Genomic DNA, 20,390 nt, shown 5'->3' with positions numbered 1-20,390 from the left:
ACTGAATAGTTTAACGGTTATTTATTGGTATCCCAAAACCACCGCCTCTGGCGGTGGTGATTGTCCGGCTATAGCCTGAATAACGTCCATGTTAAAAGAGATTTTATTATTAACCACAAATAAGAGAAAACATGGGCGATAACAGACGTTCATCTGATGTTTACTGGCGTTGTAAATATCATCTCGTTTGGACGCCTAAGAACAGATTCAACATTCTAAAAGGTAAACTTGTAAAAGAGCTATACAGGTTGATTTATATTCTATGCAATATGAAACGTTGTGAGCTCTTAGAATTAAATTATCCAGATAGATCGCGTGCATCTAGTTGTGATAATATTCAAAAAGTTGTAAGTATCCACATTAATGGGGTATTGAAGGGCGGAGTTTTTAACGAATTCCCTCATGTTCGCAAAAAAATATGGGGAAATATCTTTTGCGCGAGGGCTTATTTTGTTGATACGGTAGGTGTAAATGAGGAAATCATAGACGCTATGTTTGCCATCAAGATAAGCAAGATCCAGAGCATGAGGCTCAATTGTCGCTACCGATGAAGTTGCTGAAAGGAAATAGCCCTTTGATGGCTGCTTAATCTCTACTTTTAACTACGGTTAAAAATCGGAGGATTACCCTTTCAGAGGAAAATCAAAGTTGACTTCTAAGAAAGTGGATTCTTTACTTCAATAAATGGGTATTAATTTTTTCAATAAACTCAATAGCAATTATATTTTTGGGATCCGCTATTAAAGCTTGTGAAAAAGCAAACCTAGCTGATTCTATTTGTTCTAAATCTAACATGAAAGTGCCAAGCTTTAACCAAATTGGTACATCTGAAGGATACTCCTCTAAATAATCTAAATACACATTTAAAGACTCTTTTAGTCTTCCTTCAACCTGTAATAGATGAGCATATTGCGGCATAAATTCTTTTGAGATTTTTAGTGTTTCAACTAGATATCTCTCAGCGATAGGTAAGTTTGAGTTTTTAAGTGCAAGCTTTATAGTGAGCTTAAGCTCATATTCTGTACATTGATTGATAGGGATTTCTAAAATTTTATTTAATGCTAAGTTGAATTTATTTTCCAGCTCTAAAGCTTTAGCTTCTATATAAGTGGATAATTTTCTGATTTCTTTATTTTTGTTTTTAACAGGATTTAAGCATGATAATAAATAATATAGACCTGAGATGTCCTTGTTTTCAATAAAATATGATGCCTTTCTGAATATGCTTTCAAGTTTATTAGAATTTTTTATTTTGTTCTCATAATTTAAATTTTTTTTATTGACTTGGTTTTTGTAATCGTTTTTTAGTAATTCTATTAATTTCATCTCACTCTTGGTAAGTTTGATTTCTTTATTAGAGACATTCTTTAACCATATAAGAACCCGACCAGGTTGATTGTCATTTTTCCATTGTGGAAAGAGCCTGGATAATTCAGCCCCCTCAGATTCAATCATTCTAGATTTAAGCCTTTCCAAAGAGTCAGATGACAATTTAATTAATGCGTTAATCGATTCTTTTAATGCTGAGAAATAAATTCTATGCATTGAGTTCACTGTATTCTGATCCCAGTCATCACTATCCTGTAATGATAAGGATTTTGAGATTTCATATAATCCATAGTTTTTTGCTAAACTAATCAGTTCTGGGAATTTAAATTGAATATTTTTTTCGATTTTACTTATTTCTCTTGAATGAAGCATGAGTTCTTTGTGGGAGATTTCAGTGCGGTCCATTTTTTTTACTAATTCTATAGCGCTATTGATCTTTTCAAGTAATGTGGAGAGCTTATTTAATGAATTTTGCACATTATTTATTGTTTTTGAAATAACATCCATCCGGTTTTCAGATAGATGTATATTGCTTATGATATTGGAAATATTATTTGTATCTTTAAGGATAATGTTTTCTATTGGGCAGTATCGTACGCCGTTTATTTTTGCAGCGTTTATAGATAAATTTACAAAATCGACATCATTATATAATGCAACCTCACTCTGAAGCGCATCAAGTGCATATAGAAGCTGTATTGGAGTTTCAGCTTTCAAGCCCCCATTTGTCTCGACCCATTCACCAATTTGACCCAGATTGGGACCAAGGTTTGCTTCAAGAGTTCCTTTTACATGCGTATATCCAGATTGCGAATAGCAAAAATCAACGCCAGATAATAATATCTGCGTGCATCCCATTTCTAATGCAATTCTAATCGAACTATTGCTCACGGTTGGGCCAATTGTTGGAATATTACCCTCTTCTTCCCATGGGTACTTATTGCCCAAATACATACATTTACCTTGCCATTGGTTAACAATTCTTGGGCAAGCGTGATAAGAAAAAATCAAGATGAATTTATCAAAATGTTTCATTAATTCACTATTAACATCAAAGCTAATATCTTGAGGGTCAACAGTGATTACAAAATCAGGTATAATATCATTTAAAATTAGTTTATCAGCAATGCGTGATACTGCTAAAATTACCAAGTTAGCTCTATTTATCTTAATCCAGTCAATATGTTCATCCATTGACGGACCACCACCAATAATTATTGCCGTTCTATTTGGGAGGATTGATTTCAAGATTTTTGCAGGGTGTATCATTTCACTAATATTTTCAAATTGAGCCTTTGTAAATATTTGTTGTGAAAAACTTATTTGATGTTCACTGATTATTGATTCTATTATTTTCTTTACTTTATTATAAAGGTGTGTGTAATTTTCTATATGTTCATGAGATACTGCGATAGAAGGGTGTAGAGTACATTTGTTTTTTAAGAAATAAATGTCAAAACTATCTTTCTTGAAATACTTAATAAAGTTATTTTCATTGCAAATGGTGATTGTTTTTTTATATTTATTAGGTATTTCTATTGATAGGATATTTAATACTTCATGAAGTTCTATGAAAATAAATTTACTTCCCTTTGGTATCGATTTTTCCATTATGTATTTAATAAGTAATCCGGAGTCAGAGCCGATAATGATATTTAGGTTATCATTAATCTCAAATTCTTCTTTAAATTTTTTGTTATATAAAGTTCTTGAGTCAATAACTTCAAAGCTCTTACGGTTAACGCTGGCTAAATAATATTCTCCAAATCTACTGGTGGTTAATTTAGGTGATATGATAAGGTCGCTATTTTTAGTGTCAGTATTTTTTTCTTTGTTTAAAATCATATTTTCACCTTAAGTTTAAATAAATTTACTGAATTTAGTTCTTAAATGTAAAAAGTTATTTTATTAACATAGACAACTCGTACTCAATGTCATCCGCAAGACTTAGCCAATCATGCCTTTCCATTGCAGTAAGCATAGAATATTGTAAAATTTCAAATTCTTCTTTCATCATATAAAATTGTTTTTTTTCTATTTCATCGATGCAAAGCTTAAAATGATCTAAACCTTCAGCCTCTCTAGCAAGACGGAACTGATGAGCGGTGAAAATCAATAGCTGGATTAATTCAGTTTTTTCTTGATTATCCATCAGGAACACTCCTTGAAATGAGTGCCTTGGATATATGCACCATCTAAACTAGATTGATAGAATTTAACACTAGGCTTAGTTTTTATATAACTTTCTAAACTGCGTAAGTATCCTCTGAAATTTAGGTCTGTTGGTACACGTTTTCCATAGCCATTAATGACCCAATGCTTAGCATTTTTCGAAGTCGGTCCGAGTTGCCCATCTTCCCAGTATGCATGTGTCTTGTTGTTGGGGTAGCTGAAATCACAACCAAAAAGTGTAATGTCACGAATATCTAAAGACACTGCAAGATCTATAGCAGGATGAATAACACTTCCATTAGTATATAATCTAATTTTGGGGTTTTTAAAGTTAAAATTGTCATAAATACCTCCCTTAGAGTAAGCATTAAATCTTGGACCTGGCCATGAACGAATAACACTTGGAGATGTTGTAGGAAAATAAACTAATTTAATGTTATCTGGGATGTAAGTTGGAAAATGCTCATTGGTTATATTCTTATCTATACTAATTACAATATCGGGGAATATATTTTGACTTTCTAATGCTTTAAATGCTGTGTCAACTGATATTATTAATGGTTTTTCGCTTTCATTTTTTAACTGCCATTTCTTTAGGTAATTGTATTTTTTTTCAAGAGATGGACCAGATCCTATTATAAATGCTGATTTTTTATTGTATTTTGACTTTAGAAGTTCAGCGCTAGGATCTGTTCTTAAAAATATACTATTTTCTTCAAAGCGAATCTGTAACTTGGGGTAGTCTATTTGATGTTTTTTATTCGAAAATTCGATGCACTTTTCGAAAATTAATAAATCGCGTAATGTTGCATTTTCATCACTGACAAGTGAGAGATCAGGTGTAATCGCGATATTTGGAAAATTAACTGTTTGGCTAAGGTTTTCGAGCAATTCTACTTGTGGATGACTCAGCCATTCACTCTGATCTGTGTAGCTAATCAGTAGTGCAAAGACAGCAAGATTGAGAATGCATACATTGATTGTTTGATATTGCGGATTATCGATTAATAAACTTGGAACATCACCCATACCTACACCGTAGACAGTTACTTGGGTCGCATCGAGGGGCAGTGTACTGATAAAGAGTTGGGCCTCAGCAATACGATCGTGACGGCTACTTAATTGGATGCCATTTACACTTATGGTTTGATTGCGTCCAGTAACTAGGAAGGCATCCAGGTGTTCTATCGATTGACTTTGTAGGGCTGCAGCCACAATTGGCCAGCGTTTAGTAATGATACTCAAATTAGTGGCAAATAGTTCAGTCATCCGTTTCCTCGGAAGCTTTGGTCAATTGATATCACCGACATCACTATCTGGTCTCTCCACAGGAGACAGTTAGCGACGTTAATGGAAATTAACCAAATTTATTAAATCAATATAAAACATAATGTTACGAAAGTTTTTGCGATTTTGACATTAACCAAAATTACTGTATTTTAGTCTAAATTAATGCCTGTGGTGGCACATAGGCGGCACAGGATTTAGGGCTAAGTGACTATGGCTATTGAAACAACCTTCACAAAACGTGCTTTCGAACAGCTCGAAATCGGTCAAAAACGCTTCAGAATCGCCGATTTCGGCCATCGAGACTCGATTAATGGCTTAATCTTAGATGTTTTTCCATCGGGAAAAAAGGTTTTTCGCTTTCGCCGCAAGCAGTTAGGTAAAGACGTCACAGTGACGATCGGGGAGTTCCCGCATTTAACCATAGAGAACGCTCGCAAGCAGGCCAAATATATCGCCGTAGACTTGGCCGAAGGTATCAATCCCAACGAAGCAAAGCGCCTTGCAAAACAAGAGGCTGAGCTTAAAGAAGCCCTCTCGATGACGGTTCAACAACTGTTTGAATCCTTCGAAGCCGAGTTTATGGTCAAAATTAAAACGGGTGAGCGGCGACTCAATTCCCTTAAGGATATTCAATCTACATGGAAGAACCATATTCAGCCGCGCATTGCTCACTTACCTGTTGAGAGTATCACCACTGTCGAAGCCGAAAACCTACTTAAACTGATTATCACTAAAAACTCTGCTGCTGTGCGTAACAAATGCCTGACCTTGCTCAAATCGATGTTTAACGAGCAAGCCATTAATCCTTTTGGCCGCATCAAAAAATTGGCGGCGGTGAAGCGTGAGCGGATTTTGAATCAGCATGAGGTGAGGGCATTACTCGAGTCATTAGAATTTGAAGCGCCGCTTTACCGTGATGTAGTCATGTTATTGCTGTTAACAGGGCAGCGTAAAAGCTGTGTGTTTAGCATGGAGTGGCGCGAGATAGATCACCAGCGCGGGGTGTGGATTATCCCGACCAGTAAGATTAAATCGAAAAAGCCCCATGCGGTGCCATTAACCAAAGAGGTGATGGCGATTCTTGAACGCCGAAGCCATGAAGCCGCTCACGGCGTTAAATATGTATTCCCTGCCGAACGTAGTCATTCAGGCCACATCACCGAAAATGCGGGTAAGGGCAGTTTTTGGTATCGCATTACCGAGCGTGCAGGGCTTAGGAGTCCTGAAAAGTCAGCAACAGCGAAAGAGGATAACGTCACTATCCATGACCTACGGCGAACCATCGCCAGTTGGAGTGTGATGCGTGGCGGCAATATCCAGACGACTAGTAAGCTGTTGGGGCATAGCGATATTAGTATCACTGCTAGTACCTATGCTCATTTAGACATTGAAAATGTCAGGGCAGAGTTGGGGATCACCACAGCGCATTTGCTGGGGACTTATGTTAAAGAGTCGAGGGTTGATAAGCTGGTGAGAGAGATTGAACAGCTCTCGAGTGAAGAGTTACAAGAATTGAAGGACAATACTAGAGAACTCTTTCATTCTATTTAATTTTCGGATTGAAAGGTTTCAATCTTTTGTCTTTTAACTCTGTTGGCAAATCTTGCTGATTTCCAGAGCAGAGTGCTTTTGTAAATGAGTTGTGGTAATCAGGTAAGGCTTTTTGTTTTTCACGGTTAAAGTATTTGACACCTTCTGTTTTTAACTTGTAGACCCCATCTGAAATGCACTCTAATCTTCCATTATCGATATGAGTTTGAAGGTTCGGGGTTGTCTTCCATAATCTAAACGCTTTTTCGGTATTAATTTTTCCAGTTTGCAACTCAATTAAAGCGATAAAGTATGCTCTCAATAATTTCTTTTCTTTTAGTGAATTAGGGGGGGTGTACAAAACGAATCTACATTCATTACAGGCAGTGTTTAAGTTCGTATTTGTTTTTTCAACTTCAATGGTTAGTGCTAAGTCTATAAAGTCGCTGTTAATTTCGATGGCCATATCAGAAAGTTCATTGAATACTTTTAGTGCATCTAACAATATGTCTTTATCATCAGATATTTGTATTATTTCTAATAGATTTGATTTAGAGTTTGTAGATACATTGCTTGAGCCAACAATTAGAATTTTACCAAAGTGAAACATTTTTCCGTGAAAATTATTTAGAGACTTCAAAATTACATCTTTTTTAAATAATTCTCTTAATGCGATTGCACAAGTTTTTCCTGAGGCTATACTCTCATGAGATGCATCAACTATCAGTTGATCTCCTTTGTTGAAATTTAATAAAGTTATATCTGTAAGATATGAAACAGCTACTCTTTTAATTTTAGATTGTTGAGATTCTGCAATTATAGTATCCCAGACTTTTCCATGTATTATTTTCATTTCAATTCCTTTTTTGTGAAAAATTCAGTTTATTGCATTGCTCTAAGAATGTTGAATTTTGATTATTTCTTAAAATCCAGCATGTATCCAGAACGTATCTTACTAGCCTTTATGAATAAGCATAGTCAGCATTATGCATTAGAACTATGAAAATTTTCTGATTCAATCTGCCGTAGGGAAAGATTTAAGCAATAACCTGTATTAAAGCCAGTAGCTATCACCACTTGGATATCGAGCAGGTAAGGAGATAGCTTGAAAGCGTCACTATGGTTTTACTGGATTTTGGAGTTGAGATTGCTCAAAGAGAGAGCGAAAGTAAGGGACTGCTTGTTAGCTAGATTGGAGAACTCTCACCAGATGAAAGGCGAGAGTTGGTAAGATGCTGATAAGTTAATCAGAAATTTATTGGAGGTAGTCACCGCTGTCATACTGGGATATTCTAGAAAGAACACATTTCAAAGTGTCTAGATTTAATTCTTCGTAGTTACTTTCTTTCCATTGTTGGTGTAATATCATTAGCTCATTATGAGCAGCATTTTTATTTATCTTTCCAGCATTTCTACCACTTTTATCGACAGGGCAGAAGTAAAAGTCAGCACTAAATACTTTTACTTTTATATTATTTCCTGAGGTGGTTTTTGTTAGTAGGGTAAATGAATTGTCAGTTTTGTTAATTATCTGAATTTCGTCAAAAACAAAATCAATAATCTCCATGGCTGTTTCAGAGTTAGCAATTAGTTTGCTTTTTTTCCATTTCTTTTCTTTGAGGTAGGTAACAAATTTACTTAACTCTATAGTGGCGCCTATTTTTTTATAGTAAATTAGTACACCCGCTTGAGTGTCTCTTTTTATATACCTTGTTAAAAGTTGTAAAAAGCCCTCAAAGATTGCGTAGTCAGAATTACCAATTTTTGCTTCGGCAATCCATTTATAATCACCATTTTTCACCGTTATATCTACAGCGCCATTTGTTTTAGTTTGTTCTGAAGCATCATATCCAAGAGTAATCAGAGCGCCAACAATTTCATTTGTGATATCATCTTCCATCGAATAAAAGTGTTTATCTGACGAATTCTCCATCAGAGTTATTTTTTTAGCGATATCTTCTTCTAATAAGCTCACAAAATCTGACTCTGATGGCGGCCTACATCGTATTTCGGCTTTTACTAGTCGATCATGTTGTTGTGCTGTTAATCCTGATATTGTTAAGTTCAATCGGTGACCTATCAATAATCTATAGTTTTAGTTAAGAGTTTAAGGTGCAATAAAAGCTCAGTTTTTCAATTTCAAAATCCGTTATTTCTATGCCACTTTCCATATTTATTGGTGGAACTCCATTTGTTATGGTATTTATATAAGACTCTCTTGATATATGTAACTCGTCATCGGCTGTAAGATATATGTATTCGATTTCTAGCACGGTTGAGAAAAACTCAACTATATCAATTACTTCGTCTATGTTTGTGGCGTTCGATATCTTTTGGATTTTAGCTATATTGTAATATGATTCATCAAGATTATTCTCAATATAAGTCAAAAACCTACGAAAGTTCTCGACCTTGTTAAGGTCGTATTTACTCTGAAGAAGTCTTTCTAAACGGTTCCTAACTTTATTTAGCTCGTGCGATAAGGTCATCAATAAGCCTATTTAATCTCAGAAGAGATTTTGGAAATTTTATTTCAACAGTTTTGCAGAATTCTGCGTCCCAATGATGCTTGTGTGGCTCGACAGACAACTCTAGTTCGCATCTTTTTTCATTTTCATGCTGCCATCGAATTTTTACAGCCCTACACTTGTAAATGTGATTTTTACCGCTGTCGTCTGTGACTGACTGTGTTCTCGCGCAGTAATTTCGATTTCTTTTGTTGGATAAAATGGCGTCACTACTAACTTCACTAGTAGTCATTGTGGCTGATGCGACTCTACCTGCAGTTTTATCTGCATAATATGACTCAATAGATTTGAAAAAGTCTAATTGTTGTACGGTACTCAAACTTACTGAGTGTGAACCTGTGAGGTTTAAAAACTCTGTCCATACCTGTCTGAAGCAATCATCACGATCATTTTTATTGATTTTGTTAGATACTCTAACTTCAATTCTGTTCTTGCCTTTAGGTATAAAGACATTGTTAAAATATTGCTTCTTTTCTCTCGACAGTGTTTGAGATTTTTTATCAAAGCTAGCTGTTGTATATACATATGAGAAAATAAATGCCGTACCAGCATCTAACATTTTGATGGCAACTAATGATGCTCCGTCTGTAATGCTTGCGCTTGAGTCTAATTTTCCAGGATACAAAGAAGCTAACGTTGTGTTGAAATCTGTGTTCTTAACATTATTGGGAATGTTGTTAATCGCAGTTATTGAGCTTACATCTGCACTATAGATCCTATATGAGTGATCTGATGCAATGATAACTTCATCAATTAGTTTTTCGAGGTTTGCCATTGTTACATTTGGTCGAATTGAACTTGGTTTCTGAATATCTTCAGATATTTGGGCTGTTGTTCTCGGCCAATCAGTCGATACCTTGAACCCTAACTCTTTTGATATAAAGCTGAAGTAGTGCAGTTCTTCAGTAGCTTCAAGACCACGAAGTAACTTCTCCAGCGGGTTGCTAGGGGTTAATAGAGTAGGGTTCTTAGGTAGATTCATTTTGTCTCAAGTAATTAGAATGTTAACTTCTTTATCCTACTCTTTTATAAATGCTTATTCAATTAGAGTGAGGTCTTATTATTCTCTTGGGAGACCTACTTATGGTGATTGAACTCCAGATGTACAGTTATTGACAGAACTCCAAGTGAGAGCAAAAAGCGTTTTTCTGAACCTGAGACTTAGTTGCCAGTGTCCATGTGTGTACGCGGGTGATGATCTCAACGCCGAAGGACACAATCCCTTTAAGCTGAGTTAGTGCGGCATCGCCATAGCGATTGGTTTTGAGTGGCTGATAGTGTTCAGGGGCAATTTCGGGATTGGTTTCTGCAATTCCTGCATCTAATCCCGAAAGTCCTGCAAAAGTTCCTGAAGTAATTTCCCGCATTCGATTGGCTGATTCCCGCACGCAATTGATTCTCGGAATTTTCGGGATGATTTCCGTATTCTTTCTGGCTATTCCCGCATTCCTGCAATGCGTTTCGGGATTGTTCTTGGATTAATGCGGCAATTGGCTTGCTTTGTGTGTTAGTTGCTCCACTGCTGAAGGTACTGGCTTGAAGCGCGCTGGTTTGGATTTTATATAGCGGACGAATGGTTTGCTCGACACGTTTACAAAACACGCCGCCCATAAGCTGAGTGTATAAAGCCCAGTTGCTGCTGTCGGCTGCTTGGCGAATGGCCTCTATCCAATCAAGTGACGGATCTTTAATTGCGTCTAGGCGTCTTAACTCGCGCCAAGGGGTAACGCCAACGCCACCAATTTGTTGAAACTGCCGTATGCCCCAACATGACGCCCATACTTTTATCCTGATTGCTGAGCTTGTTGCATCTTTGCCGTAGCTATCGTATTCGATGCCTTCTCCGTCAATATTCTTGTAGATGTATTTCATTATGTAGCCAGTGGCAGAACCTTTGGCTGAGTCAATATATTCCACCTTAAAGCGGCGCTCTTTTGCGCCTTGCTCGCCACCATCTTCTTCTAAGCAATAGTGTGTGAAGGTATCGACTAAGGTTTGCTGTTGCTCGGTAGGGACGAATAACAGTAAATGCCAGTGCGGGGTGCCGTCATGGTGTGGCTCTGCCACACGAAAGCCAAATGGGGTGACTTGTTCACGGGCAAGGTCGGCACGAATGCGGGCAAAGGTGCGGTTAAGGTATTCTTGGGCATCGAGTGGGGTTGCACCATTCCAATTGGGATTTTCATCGCCCGTTCTGGCAAAACAGCGATGGTATTTAGACGGTGTAGTCATGGTTAAGAATAGGGCGCTATAGCCCATTTCTTTGGCGTAATCTTCAAAGCCACGGATGCGAACCATCAACTCGGCCTTGCGAATAGCAGGGTTAGAGACATTGAGCTTGGATAATTCGCCAAGACTTGCACTATAGCCGTGTTCGTTGGTGGCTATGGTGTTTTCTAAAAGCTGTTGATTGCTCTGCCATTGGGTTTGAAAATTGCTGACGGTAATGTTACTGGCATAAATGCCTTTTTGTTTACTGACCAGATTGAGTTCCCGTGAAATGGTTTCAATTTGCAGATTGCGTTGTTTTCTTAATTTCCGCTTCCACCAAATTTCATCACCAGCGCGGGCGAGTGCGCCATAGACTTGGGCAAGCTCAATCTCATCAAGTGTGTCCAACTTAAGATGGTTGATAATTGTCTCGCTCAGTTTTGGCGGCTTAATGCTATAGCACGCCATGTAATGTAATAGCGTGTTGTAGATAGTGAGTAATCCCTTACCTTCTGCTTGCGCTGTGATCTGTATACAGCGGCGGGCGTGTTGCTTTGCCTTTGCGCTTATATCTTGCTGCTCAATATTCACATGGTAGAAATGTTTGTCCTTGCCCATAACGGCGGCAATGCGTTTAGTCAGGTGTAACACGCTTAGATTGGCCTCACGGCGGTTTGGCTTCTTACGATATTGCCGCATAATCGCTATACGATGAGGCGAGGGCAGACCATAGAGCTTATTATCAAGCCATTGCTTATCGTGTTCATGGACATTAAGCATGTACTTTTACCTCGCAGTTAGTCAGTAATTGCTTACCTCGCTCGTTAAGCGTGAACTTTTGCCAACGAATGCCCATCTCAAATATTGTGCTTTCTGTGAGTAGTCCTTCACGCTTTAATCTAAAGAGGGTGCGTTTTTGAAAATGGCCGTTAAAGGTTTCAATACCGTCAACTTTGCCAAAGTCGCTGCAAATTTCTGAGCACAGGAAAAGGCTATTTCCCTGTAAGAGCCATTGGGCAAACTCCTGTTGTTCATCGGTGAGCTTGGGCATGGGGATAGAAGAGGAGGTCATCATTATTTAACCTCCCCGTTATGTAACGGAACTGTTTGCTTTTGGTCAGTGGCTTTTAAGGTGTACCCGTTAACAGAGTCAGTGCTTGTTAACGGGTACACCTTTTCGATTTCGGTCTCTGTACCCGTTAACGGGTACTTGGACTCGTTATATAACCTAATGGTTTCTAGGCATTGTTGAAGTGTGTGGTCGATCACCGCTAATTGAATGATGACGTAAAATAGGAAACCGAATTTAAAGAGTGTGATCATAAACCCTCCCGTTAATGAAGGATTCAACATCACTTTGGCGATACTTAACGCTGCGGCCAACTTTAACGAAGCGCAATGGGTAGCGGCCAGTACAGCGCCAAACGGATAGGGTGCCGATGGTGACGCCGAGAAATTCGGCGACCTCGGTCGGGCTAAGTAATAGATCGTTCATAGTAACTCCTGATTAAAGTAGATTTGTCAGGAGTTAGGTTAAGTCGATGGGGTTAGTGTGTATTCACGTGACAGGGTGTGAAAGTACTGTGACAGGGTGTGACAGTACCGTCACACCCTGTCACGGTAATACTTAAGGCTTACTAAGCCAGTCATATTTGTGACCAGTTGCAATAAGGTTTTGCTTAAGGCGGCTTTTTATTTCATCACAGGCTCTGAAATAAACGGATTTGATATCGTTGTCATAAGCATTTTGAGTAAACCCTCTATCTTTTGCTTTACCGTACCATTCATGACCTAGGTCAAACTCACCAGTTGATAGATAAATCGCTCCAAGCAAGGTGCATGGCATGAAATTTAAAGGTGTCACTTTATGTGCTTCATGCCCAAGTTCTATTCCTCTGGTGAAGTCTTCTTGATCTCTACAGACCCCGCCAAAGGTCGTCAATAGAGCTGATTTCAGCTTTTTGTCTTTCCCTGAATGGGCAAATGGATACTGTTCATTTAGTGTCTTTCGGATTTTCTTTAGTTCGCCACCTTTTCTGTAGGCTGCACTTGCATTGACCAGCTCCCAAGGCATGTTTTTCTGTTTCCAGTTTTGATAATGCTGGTGAGCTAATTGAATATGATTTTTTTGCTCAATAAGTTCATTGTAAAAGCCTACGTCAGAAAGCCATGCCATTTCTTCTTGGGTGATTGGCTTTTTGCGAAGTTGGCTCAGAAGCTTGTCGACTCGCGAGTTTTTCTTTACGCCGTGAATTTCGAAATCATCAAAATCAATGTGACTTGCTTGATATGCTTGTTCCGCTGCTAGCTGTTTTTTCAGGAGTTCATCTGCTTGAGCTTTTTTCTCGGCTAACTCTTTAGTTTGTTTTTCTTGGACTGCTTGTTGTCTTCTAATTTCAATATTGTCGAGAACGGTTTTATATTGCCCAAATAGTAGTTTTGCAACCGCTTGATTTGACCTTGCTGATAGCTCACTTCCTCTAGTAAAGATTGAGGTCAAAATTTCAATTTTTAGCTTAATGAAATTATTGAAAATAGAATCAATTTTATCAGATGGACTGGTTTTTGACCGAGCTTCTATGTACAACTTATGAGCGCCATCGCCCAATGCAATCGAGAGCATCTCCATATCGGATTCACAAATGTTGCTTTCATCCTCGGTAAAAAATTCAATCAACAGGTCAGCGTATGCGCTAAAAATTGGATACTGTCCTGTGGAGAATAGCGCAGTAACTAAAGAAGTTTTATGGTTAATCATTGGACAAATCCATTTAAATTATTTATTAGTTTGTTGTGAACTAAGCCAACTATTAATTGTTCTAGTTGCTTGATATGGAGATGAAAATGAGTAGCCAACGCTTTTTGCGAAATCAAGGACTTGTTCTGTAATCATCTGTGCGGCTTGGTGAGGATTATCGTAATTTCGTTGATTATAAAGTTGGATGGCGTAGGCCACGACTTTATCTCTAGTGCCATGACGCTTATTTCTTCCTGAACTTCCAGATTTAGAAGCTTTGTCGAATAATTCTTTATGCTTGGTTATGTCAGCTTGAAGTGTCAGATAGCTTTCGTTTTCAATGACCAATACGTGCTCTGCAAAAAGGCGACTTAGTAGATTGGCTGCTTTGGTCATTCCAGCCATGTGGCACGCCATCATCGCTTGCATAAACTCAGCTATGGCCTCTGGTTGGCTGTTGAGTAAGTTTATTAATACAGTTTCATCTTCATCACTCGTGTCCGATGAAAGCGGAAAATCGGCATTTGCGAACCTTCGTACATAATTCATATCGATCTGAGATTCATTGCTCGATGATGAAGATAGCATTTCAATAAATAGCTCCACCATTTTCTGCTGTTCTTCACTAAGGATTTTCTGACTGTCTGGAATTTTTGCCAGCTCTTTTGCGACCGTATCTTCAGTTGTGCCTTTGGGGAGTTTGCTGGATAGTTCAGAGGGTGAAGTTATGGCGCGAAATACTTCATGCATATCTTCAAACATTTTGTCTTTATCTGGAGAGTCAGGGAGAGCGATGAGGACTTTCAAAAATTCGGGTGGTTCGGAAATTGAATATTGCTCGATGATCCCTTCGAGTGTTTGAGTGAACTTTTCTTGCGATGAAGTTTCCGTCATAAAGCTATTTTCCCTGTTCGTTAACTCATAGGGAAAAGTATTAGAAATAGGGTTAATTGTCCATAACTGAAATGAACAGGGCAAAAGGGGGATTTTTGAAAATGTTACGAAAAAAAATTCTAAAAAACGTCATTCCTATGGCGGCACATAGGCGGCACAGGATTTTTCGATTTTCGTAAATTATTGAATTTTATAGATAAAAAGTGACTTATGGTCTCTCCACAGGGACTCGAACCCCGATCGGCCGCTTAGGAGGCGGCTGCTCTATCCTGTTGAGCTATGAAGAGACGCCTGTGATTATACTGGTTTTATCTTTGATTAAAAGGCTTATGATTTAGTTGCTTAAATCTTAAGCGCGATGTCGTTTATCTGTACATTGTAAGCCGCATTTTGGTCAACGAGGACTGCCGTTGCACTTTCTTCGCTGACTTGTTCAATTTTTACCGTTGCTCGGCTCTTGGTGGCGACGGCACGCATTTCGTTGAGTCTATCGGGTAAGTTTTGTTGTAACACGACCTGGAATTTATCGCCAACTCGAATGCCGTGTTTGCGACCTAAGTTGAGGATAATCCTGTCACCTTGACGGCTGACGACTTGCCCTAGCAGTGGCCTGCAATTGAGCGTGTTGTCTATATCTCGAGTTGCTTCTTGCATGATTTGGCTGATATTTCTGCCATAGGATGAACGCCAAAATCGGTCGCTATTAGGGGCTATGATGGCCTGTTCTTCAAACTCCCACGGGGCAGAGGTACTGTAGGTTTTGCTCCACACTTCCTCACCGCTAATGCCGTGATAGAGACTGAGTTTAAATTGAAATTGTCTGAGTGGCGCTTCATCCCACCATCCCATAAAGGTAGATTGCACAGGCTCAGTCGATATATCGATGATTTGTGGCAATAAAATATATTGGCTATCGGTGATTTCACTTAACCAACTGGGGAGTCGATAGCCGCGGATATCGACAAGTTCCTGTGCGATATCAAGCCGTTCTTTGGCATGGATATGGCTAAAACCAGTGGATGAGTAGCCATCGATGCTATTACCCAGTTTCTCGGAGATGACTTCTTCAAATCCAGAGAGTTGTCCGTAGCGTAACTGTGCACGGTCTTTTATTTGCGCTTGGGGGATTAAGATGGCGGCTTTTAACTGCCCAGCAGGGCATTGCTGGGTGGGGTCATCATTAAGATCGAGCCTGAGGGAAACATAAATTTTGCTGCCTTCAATACGCTCGCTCACTAATTGGATGCTAATCGCCTGGGCATAACGATTAATCGCAAAGCTGTTTTGCGTCAGATTGCCGTTAGTCGTTTGCTGCTCACTGCTGATTTGGATACCCGTACTGAGCGTGGCATAACTCACTGCTTGATTGATGGCTTCTTCACGCGCTTGGGCGATGTTGCCATTAGTGATCACCGCTTCGCCGCTGGCCTCGACCCATTCGGCGTTTGCCTGTGCAGCAAATAGCAGTAGGCTGCTGATTATGAGCAAGTTCTTTCTTAGTATGTTCATCAATAAGCCCTTAACTAAATTTGCTGGGATGAGTCAGTTTACTGGCAGTGCTTTATGGCTCTAAGCAAATTTTATGCCTGATTTATCGAGGTATAGGGATAAAGTTATCAATGGATTTGTCGATAATCTGGGGAGTTCATTAAGCGCAATATTTTGACTTGGTCTAATACTTGCTTGCTTTATGGCAAAGATTGCGGCTCCCACTGGGCCACATTGATATTGATGACGAGGTTACTCTTATGCTGAAGCGTGCATTCATTCCGCTGGCACTGTTAGTGCTGGTTGGGTGTGCGACTAAACCCGTGGCACCGCCCAAACCTAGCTTAGCTGACGGCAATGGTTTGCCGCCTACGGCGACGATTAATCATCTCGCGCAGCGAATTGTGACTGAGTTAGTCAAGCAGAATGATGCACTGCGTCCCGACCAGCCTATCGTTGTTGCCACGCCTGTGTTAGTTGGGAATTTGAGTAGCACCAATGCACTGGCGCAGCAGCTGCAGCAAGGGCTGATGACGTCTTTGCATAGCTTTATGTTCAATGTGGTGGATTTGAATTTAGGTGATGGGCTGAGAGTGACGGCTGATGGCGATTTTATTTTGACGCGCGATTGGCAAAAGCTTTCGACCAATTTACCCGTTGACCATATCGTCGTATCGACCATGAGCCCGACAACCAATGGCATGGCAATCAATACTCGGATTGTCACTCTAAGTAACAATCGTGTGGTATCGGCATCGCAGACTTTTGTGACTCAAAAAGAATTGAGTAATTACATGCAGCCCTCCGAGCAAGTTATCTCTCAGGATGGGATTTTATATCGCCAGTCGAGCCCTGGTATGAATGAGGTTCGGGTACTAGGAGATGGAAAATGAAACGCTACTTACTAATTGTTGCGGCGCTCCTTCTTACTGGGTGTGCAACTAAAGATAGATATGTTCAGTGGGAAGATGTGCCCCCAAGTAGTTTTCCTAAACTGACGGCAATAGGTTACGCCCCGCTAGCGACTCAACCGGCCAAAGAGCAGTCCCAACGAGTTTTAATGGCGATGCAGGCGTCAAAAATCGTGGCCTACCGTGAACTGGCTGAACAAGTGTATGGACAGAAGATCACCGCCAACAGTAGTGTCAGTGATTGGATGCTGACAGATGATAATGTTAAAGCGTCTGTGACTGGGGTGATCCGCGGCGCGAAAGTGGTAAAAAGCTATCCGGCAGGGGACCACTATGTGACTGAGTTAGAACTTGATTTTGCCAAGGTATGGCAGATTTACCAACAGCAGAGCCGCCCACAAAGAATTAAAGATGTTACCTATTTTTAGTGCTAGGGTTGGTGCTAGGGTTGGTTTTAGAGCTAGGTCTGGATGACTGCTCGTCGTGCTGTACCAATAAACAAAAGCCGCGCTAAGTTTTAGCGCGGCTTTTGTTTATATCCCGTTTACTTATGATGCATGACTTAGGCTTTCAAATCATTGCCTAAGCTTGAAAGGGTCGAGGTTCTGCCTTTATCGTTATAGGTCAGAGTAGTCGCGTTTCGGCTCGCCTGTAAGGCTTGGGCAAAACGGTTTAGACTCGCTAGATTCATCTCGATGAGGCTAGCATTTTGAGCGTTTAGATCCTTACATTCGGCAAGGGCCTCTTTTACGGCGGCCATTTTATGGGATAGTTCTACTTGCGAGGTGAGTAAGGATTTATCGCTGTGATTGGCCAGTAAGTCATCATTGGCCTTGAGTTCTTGCAGGCATGATGATTTTTGATCCGCAAGCGATAAAAGCAAATCGGCGTTTTGGTCAACCAAAGCGCCTTTTTCCTTAAGAATAATCTGTTTAAGAACAGCCAAATGGGCGTGTTGTTGATCTACCAGTTTAGCTATTTCTGTCATAGTTACTCTTTATTGAGGTCATTCAATTCAGCTTCGAAGCTGGCAATGTTAGCAGCCAACTTTTCGGGGTCAATTTTATAGCGACCTTCGGCAATCGCTTGTTTAATCTCAGCGACTTTCTTTTGGTCTACTTCAGGTAGGCTGGCCATTTTGGTTTGAGCTCCTTGTAGCTGTTGAGCTTGAGCCGTAATGACAACTGAGTCACCTTTCTGTTGAGTCGATTTAGCCGCAACCTGAGTCGATTGCTCACTTTCGCTGCTTTTCTTTGTTGTGTTTGAACGGACTTGCGCGGCCGCTCCGGCGTTAAATTTGCTAATATCAATTGCCATTTTAGGCTCCAGCGTCGTGTATACGGGGATTTCTTAACTGGGGTATCGGCAGCTCATCGAAAAGCTTTAGTTTATTTTACATTCTAACTTCGACTTCGCCAATGGCCGTGACTATGGCATCTAGTTCTTTGTTTGAACTGCTATTTTTGACCCTAATTTGGTCACCAATATTACCATCCTGTAGCGCTTCGCCTACGGTTTTTAGCACAAAATTGCTGGAACGCACATAAATTGATACTGAATCATTCTTACAAACAAAACAAAGGTTATTGGCAAAAATAGGGAAGTTTTTGGCGACACGCCGTTTTACCCGTACTCCTGAAAGTTGGCTGGTATCGCTAAATTGCATACCGCGTAAACTATTTTGGTCGACGTAACGGATTTCAACCTGTGTTGGGCTGATCAGTTCGCCTGGCGCCAGTGTTTCGCTAGCGACCACAACCGGGAAAAGAATATCGACCCGCACCGACATAAAAATCTGCCAAGGGTAGGCTAAATCGGGTGTATCACAGCTGACTTTTACCGTGTTGTTGCGGCTGATTTCTCGGTCGGAGGCGAGCTCGACTCGAATGGGAGAGGCACATTGAGAAGGAAGCAAACGACTGTCTATCGTTTGCGGAAGGATCTCAACTTTAGCGTTAGATGGTACTGAAATCTTTTCATTAATAAGAGCTTTAGCTAATTCGGATATCGCCGATATGCTAGGTACCACGGGCTCGGCATTGGCCTTAGTGGCGAAGGAAAGGGCGATGATACTCAAAAAATAGACTAAATTTACTTTCATAATGAAGAGACTAGCTTGTAACGCCAGAATGCACCTATACTTTTATCAAGTTTGAAACTGTTCCATGCCATAACGGCCAAGATTTCGTGTCAGAAGTTTGACTCAGTTTCAACTATGGTTATCGATAACAAGACGTAAGCAATTAATATGCCTATACTCAAACGAGTTTAGGGCCGTACATAAACAGAACAACAAGGCAGAGTTATGTCGAGTATTCTTGATTCAGTCAACAAACGAACCCAACTCGTAGGTCAAAACCGACTAGAACTATTGCTATTTAAGTTGAATGGTCGTCAACGTTTTGGGATTAACGTATTCAAAGTAAAAGAAGTTTTGCAATGTCCACCGTTAACGACTTTGCCTAAACTTAATCCTTACGTCAAAGGTGTCGCCCATATTCGCGGCACGACTATTTCGGTAATCGATCTGAGTGCTGCAACCGGCGGGCGTCCGTTAGCCAGCACTGAAAATTGCTTTATCATCATTTCAGAATATAACCGCAGCGTACAAGGTTTCTTAGTCAGTTCAGTTGAACGTATCATCAACATGAACTGGGAAGCCATTATGCCGCCACCACAAGGGGCTGGTCGCTATTCTTACTTAACCGCTGTCACCGAAATCGAAGGTGAACTGGTTGAAATTCTTGATGTTGAAAAGATCCTCGATGAAATTTCACCAGTCAAAACTGCAATCAGTGAAGAAGTCAATGAGCAACTGACAATCGATAGAAGTCAGCATTACCATATTATGGTGATTGATGATTCGGCAGTGGCTCGTAAACAAATTATTCGCGCGCTCGAGTCGTTAAACTTACAGATTGATACGGCAAAAGATGGCCGTGAAGCGCTCGATAAGTTAAAAGCTATTGCGGGTGAAATGAATAATGTGGCCGAGGAAATCCCGCTGATTATCTCGGATATTGAAATGCCAGAAATGGATGGTTATACCTTAACGGCTGAGATCCGTGACGATCCAAAGCTTAAGCATATCAAGGTTGTACTACATACCTCGTTAAGCGGCGTGTTTAATCAGGCTATGGTACAAAAAGTAGGCGCTAATGATTTTATCGCTAAATTCAACCCAGACGAATTAGCTGCGGCAGTGAACAAGCATTTAAGTTTGTAGTGAAAGTGTGGGTTAGTGCCTAGTGGTGCTTTACGCTATAATCTAGCCCTTATTACATGATTGTTGGCACTTAT

The 20,390-nt window shown here is 39.9% G+C and carries 20 protein-coding genes and 1 tRNA gene; 5 read left to right on the top strand and 16 right to left on the bottom strand.

What is annotated here, in order from left to right; all coding sequences use genetic code 11:
* Nucleotides 1-131 precede the first annotated feature (131 nt).
* Nucleotides 132-551 (top strand): transposase, encoded by a 420-nt coding sequence (locus M0415_RS19165; protein ID WP_088212021.1) that lies wholly within the window; start codon nucleotides 132-134, stop codon nucleotides 549-551.
* 121 nt (nucleotides 552-672) lie between these two features.
* Here M0415_RS19165 and M0415_RS19160 read toward each other — a convergent pair whose 3' ends face one another.
* From M0415_RS19160 to M0415_RS19150, 3 genes are read right to left on the bottom strand one after another with little or no spacing between them, the layout of a single operon-like run.
* Nucleotides 673-3,174 (bottom strand): motility associated factor glycosyltransferase family protein, encoded by a 2,502-nt coding sequence (locus M0415_RS19160; protein ID WP_088212020.1) that lies wholly within the window; start codon nucleotides 3,172-3,174, stop codon nucleotides 673-675.
* 55 nt (nucleotides 3,175-3,229) lie between these two features.
* A complete protein-coding gene (locus M0415_RS19155) occupies nucleotides 3,230-3,481 on the bottom strand; it encodes a hypothetical protein (RefSeq protein WP_088212019.1) in 252 nt (83 codons plus the stop codon).
* Nucleotides 3,481-4,770, bottom strand: a complete 1,290-nt coding sequence (locus tag M0415_RS19150; protein ID WP_088212018.1) for a motility associated factor glycosyltransferase family protein — start codon at nucleotides 4,768-4,770, stop codon at nucleotides 3,481-3,483. Before M0415_RS19150 ends, M0415_RS19155 begins: the two co-directional genes overlap by 1 nt.
* A 231-nt stretch (nucleotides 4,771-5,001) precedes the next feature.
* Here M0415_RS19150 and M0415_RS19145 point away from each other — a divergent pair, with 231 nt between their 5' ends.
* On the top strand, nucleotides 5,002-6,342 hold the full coding sequence (locus M0415_RS19145; protein ID WP_249554492.1) for a tyrosine-type recombinase/integrase: 1,341 nt from the start codon (nucleotides 5,002-5,004) through the stop codon (nucleotides 6,340-6,342).
* Here the strand turns inward: M0415_RS19145 and M0415_RS19140 are convergent.
* The 10 genes from M0415_RS19140 to M0415_RS19095 all read right to left on the bottom strand — a co-directional run bounded on the left by M0415_RS19140 (nucleotide 6,335) and on the right by M0415_RS19095 (nucleotide 16,200).
* Nucleotides 6,335-7,174 carry a phospholipase D-like domain-containing protein gene (locus tag M0415_RS19140; protein WP_249554494.1) on the bottom strand — a complete coding sequence of 280 codons (840 nt, stop codon included), beginning with the start codon at nucleotides 7,172-7,174 and terminating at the stop codon, nucleotides 6,335-6,337. The two genes, M0415_RS19145 and M0415_RS19140, sit on opposite strands and share 8 nt — an antisense overlap.
* 402 nt (nucleotides 7,175-7,576) lie before the next feature.
* Nucleotides 7,577-8,389: a hypothetical protein gene (locus M0415_RS19135; protein WP_249554496.1), complete on the bottom strand. Its 813-nt coding sequence runs from the start codon at nucleotides 8,387-8,389 to the stop codon at nucleotides 7,577-7,579.
* Between the two features lie 395 nt (nucleotides 8,390-8,784).
* Nucleotides 8,785-9,831, bottom strand: coding sequence for a hypothetical protein (locus M0415_RS19130; protein ID WP_249554498.1), 1,047 nt, complete (start codon nucleotides 9,829-9,831; stop codon nucleotides 8,785-8,787).
* A gap of 299 nt (nucleotides 9,832-10,130) precedes the next feature.
* A complete protein-coding gene (locus tag M0415_RS19125; RefSeq protein ID WP_249554500.1) occupies nucleotides 10,131-11,840 on the bottom strand; it encodes a replication endonuclease in 1,710 nt (569 codons plus the stop codon).
* Nucleotides 11,833-12,135, bottom strand: coding sequence for a hypothetical protein (locus tag M0415_RS19120; protein WP_249554502.1), 303 nt, complete (start codon nucleotides 12,133-12,135; stop codon nucleotides 11,833-11,835). The genes M0415_RS19125 and M0415_RS19120 overlap by 8 nt, the downstream gene beginning before the upstream one ends.
* A gap of 231 nt (nucleotides 12,136-12,366) precedes the next feature.
* Complete coding sequence (locus tag M0415_RS19115; protein WP_006082439.1) at nucleotides 12,367-12,555, bottom strand: helix-turn-helix domain-containing protein; 189 nt, start codon at nucleotides 12,553-12,555, stop codon at nucleotides 12,367-12,369.
* 132 nt (nucleotides 12,556-12,687) lie between these two features.
* Nucleotides 12,688-13,818 (bottom strand): hypothetical protein, encoded by a 1,131-nt coding sequence (locus M0415_RS19110; RefSeq protein WP_249554504.1) that lies wholly within the window; start codon nucleotides 13,816-13,818, stop codon nucleotides 12,688-12,690.
* An 18-nt stretch (nucleotides 13,819-13,836) separates the two neighbouring features.
* Nucleotides 13,837-14,691, bottom strand: coding sequence for a hypothetical protein (locus M0415_RS19105; protein ID WP_249554506.1), 855 nt, complete (start codon nucleotides 14,689-14,691; stop codon nucleotides 13,837-13,839).
* A gap of 211 nt (nucleotides 14,692-14,902) precedes the next feature.
* A tRNA-Arg gene (locus M0415_RS19100) sits at nucleotides 14,903-14,978 on the bottom strand.
* Nucleotides 14,979-15,033: 55 nt separating this feature from the next.
* Nucleotides 15,034-16,200: a flagellar assembly protein FlgT gene (locus M0415_RS19095; protein WP_088212017.1), complete on the bottom strand. Its 1,167-nt coding sequence runs from the start codon at nucleotides 16,198-16,200 to the stop codon at nucleotides 15,034-15,036.
* Nucleotides 16,201-16,439: 239 nt separating this feature from the next.
* On the opposite strand from M0415_RS19095, the gene M0415_RS19090 reads away from it, so the two are divergent.
* Nucleotides 16,440-17,072 (top strand): FlgO family outer membrane protein, encoded by a 633-nt coding sequence (locus tag M0415_RS19090; RefSeq protein WP_088212103.1) that lies wholly within the window; start codon nucleotides 16,440-16,442, stop codon nucleotides 17,070-17,072.
* A complete protein-coding gene (locus M0415_RS19085; RefSeq protein WP_088212016.1) occupies nucleotides 17,069-17,518 on the top strand; it encodes an LPP20 family lipoprotein in 450 nt (149 codons plus the stop codon). The genes M0415_RS19090 and M0415_RS19085 overlap by 4 nt, the downstream gene beginning before the upstream one ends.
* Before the next feature lie 134 nt (nucleotides 17,519-17,652).
* Here M0415_RS19085 and M0415_RS19080 read toward each other — a convergent pair whose 3' ends face one another.
* The 3 genes from M0415_RS19080 to flgA all read right to left on the bottom strand — a co-directional run bounded on the left by M0415_RS19080 (nucleotide 17,653) and on the right by flgA (nucleotide 19,191).
* The gene (locus M0415_RS19080) at nucleotides 17,653-18,078 is read right to left on the bottom strand and encodes a flagella synthesis protein FlgN (protein ID WP_249554508.1); all 426 of its coding nucleotides are present in this window, start codon (nucleotides 18,076-18,078) and stop codon (nucleotides 17,653-17,655) included.
* Between the two features lie 2 nt (nucleotides 18,079-18,080).
* Nucleotides 18,081-18,407 (bottom strand): flagellar biosynthesis anti-sigma factor FlgM, encoded by a 327-nt coding sequence (gene flgM, locus M0415_RS19075; protein WP_249554511.1) that lies wholly within the window; start codon nucleotides 18,405-18,407, stop codon nucleotides 18,081-18,083.
* Nucleotides 18,408-18,483: 76 nt separating this feature from the next.
* A complete protein-coding gene (gene flgA / locus M0415_RS19070) occupies nucleotides 18,484-19,191 on the bottom strand; it encodes a flagellar basal body P-ring formation chaperone FlgA (RefSeq protein WP_088212013.1) in 708 nt (235 codons plus the stop codon).
* 204 nt (nucleotides 19,192-19,395) lie between these two features.
* On the opposite strand from flgA, the gene M0415_RS19065 reads away from it, so the two are divergent.
* The gene (locus M0415_RS19065) at nucleotides 19,396-20,316 is read left to right on the top strand and encodes a chemotaxis protein CheV (protein ID WP_088212012.1); all 921 of its coding nucleotides are present in this window, start codon (nucleotides 19,396-19,398) and stop codon (nucleotides 20,314-20,316) included.
* Nucleotides 20,317-20,390 lie beyond the last annotated feature (74 nt).

This window comes from Shewanella sp. 10B, assembly GCF_023475885.1.
In the GTDB taxonomy this organism is placed as follows: domain Bacteria; phylum Pseudomonadota; class Gammaproteobacteria; order Enterobacterales; family Shewanellaceae; genus Shewanella; species Shewanella mangrovisoli.
This window is presented reverse-complemented; position numbering and strand designations above follow the sequence as displayed.

Excerpts from the sequence above, each read along its gene's own strand:
- M0415_RS19165 (WP_088212021.1), top strand. The coding sequence starts at position 132 with ATGGGCGATAACAGACGTTCATCTGATGTTTACTGGCGTTGTAAATAT.
- M0415_RS19160 (WP_088212020.1), bottom strand. The coding sequence starts at position 3,174 with ATGATTTTAAACAAAGAAAAAAATACTGACACTAAAAATAGCGACCTT.
- M0415_RS19155 (WP_088212019.1), bottom strand. The coding sequence starts at position 3,481 with ATGGATAATCAAGAAAAAACTGAATTAATCCAGCTATTGATTTTCACC.
- M0415_RS19150 (WP_088212018.1), bottom strand. The coding sequence starts at position 4,770 with ATGACTGAACTATTTGCCACTAATTTGAGTATCATTACTAAACGCTGG.
- M0415_RS19145 (WP_249554492.1), top strand. The coding sequence starts at position 5,002 with ATGGCTATTGAAACAACCTTCACAAAACGTGCTTTCGAACAGCTCGAA.
- M0415_RS19140 (WP_249554494.1), bottom strand. The coding sequence starts at position 7,174 with ATGAAAATAATACATGGAAAAGTCTGGGATACTATAATTGCAGAATCT.
- M0415_RS19130 (WP_249554498.1), bottom strand. The coding sequence starts at position 9,831 with ATGAATCTACCTAAGAACCCTACTCTATTAACCCCTAGCAACCCGCTG.
- M0415_RS19125 (WP_249554500.1), bottom strand. The coding sequence starts at position 11,840 with ATGCTTAATGTCCATGAACACGATAAGCAATGGCTTGATAATAAGCTC.
- M0415_RS19120 (WP_249554502.1), bottom strand. The coding sequence starts at position 12,135 with ATGATGACCTCCTCTTCTATCCCCATGCCCAAGCTCACCGATGAACAA.
- M0415_RS19115 (WP_006082439.1), bottom strand. The coding sequence starts at position 12,555 with ATGAACGATCTATTACTTAGCCCGACCGAGGTCGCCGAATTTCTCGGC.
- M0415_RS19110 (WP_249554504.1), bottom strand. The coding sequence starts at position 13,818 with ATGATTAACCATAAAACTTCTTTAGTTACTGCGCTATTCTCCACAGGA.
- M0415_RS19105 (WP_249554506.1), bottom strand. The coding sequence starts at position 14,691 with ATGACGGAAACTTCATCGCAAGAAAAGTTCACTCAAACACTCGAAGGG.
- M0415_RS19095 (WP_088212017.1), bottom strand. The coding sequence starts at position 16,200 with ATGAACATACTAAGAAAGAACTTGCTCATAATCAGCAGCCTACTGCTA.
- M0415_RS19090 (WP_088212103.1), top strand. The coding sequence starts at position 16,440 with ATGCTGAAGCGTGCATTCATTCCGCTGGCACTGTTAGTGCTGGTTGGG.
- M0415_RS19085 (WP_088212016.1), top strand. The coding sequence starts at position 17,069 with ATGAAACGCTACTTACTAATTGTTGCGGCGCTCCTTCTTACTGGGTGT.
- M0415_RS19080 (WP_249554508.1), bottom strand. The coding sequence starts at position 18,078 with ATGACAGAAATAGCTAAACTGGTAGATCAACAACACGCCCATTTGGCT.
- flgM (WP_249554511.1), bottom strand. The coding sequence starts at position 18,407 with ATGGCAATTGATATTAGCAAATTTAACGCCGGAGCGGCCGCGCAAGTC.
- flgA (WP_088212013.1), bottom strand. The coding sequence starts at position 19,191 with ATGAAAGTAAATTTAGTCTATTTTTTGAGTATCATCGCCCTTTCCTTC.
- M0415_RS19065 (WP_088212012.1), top strand. The coding sequence starts at position 19,396 with ATGTCGAGTATTCTTGATTCAGTCAACAAACGAACCCAACTCGTAGGT.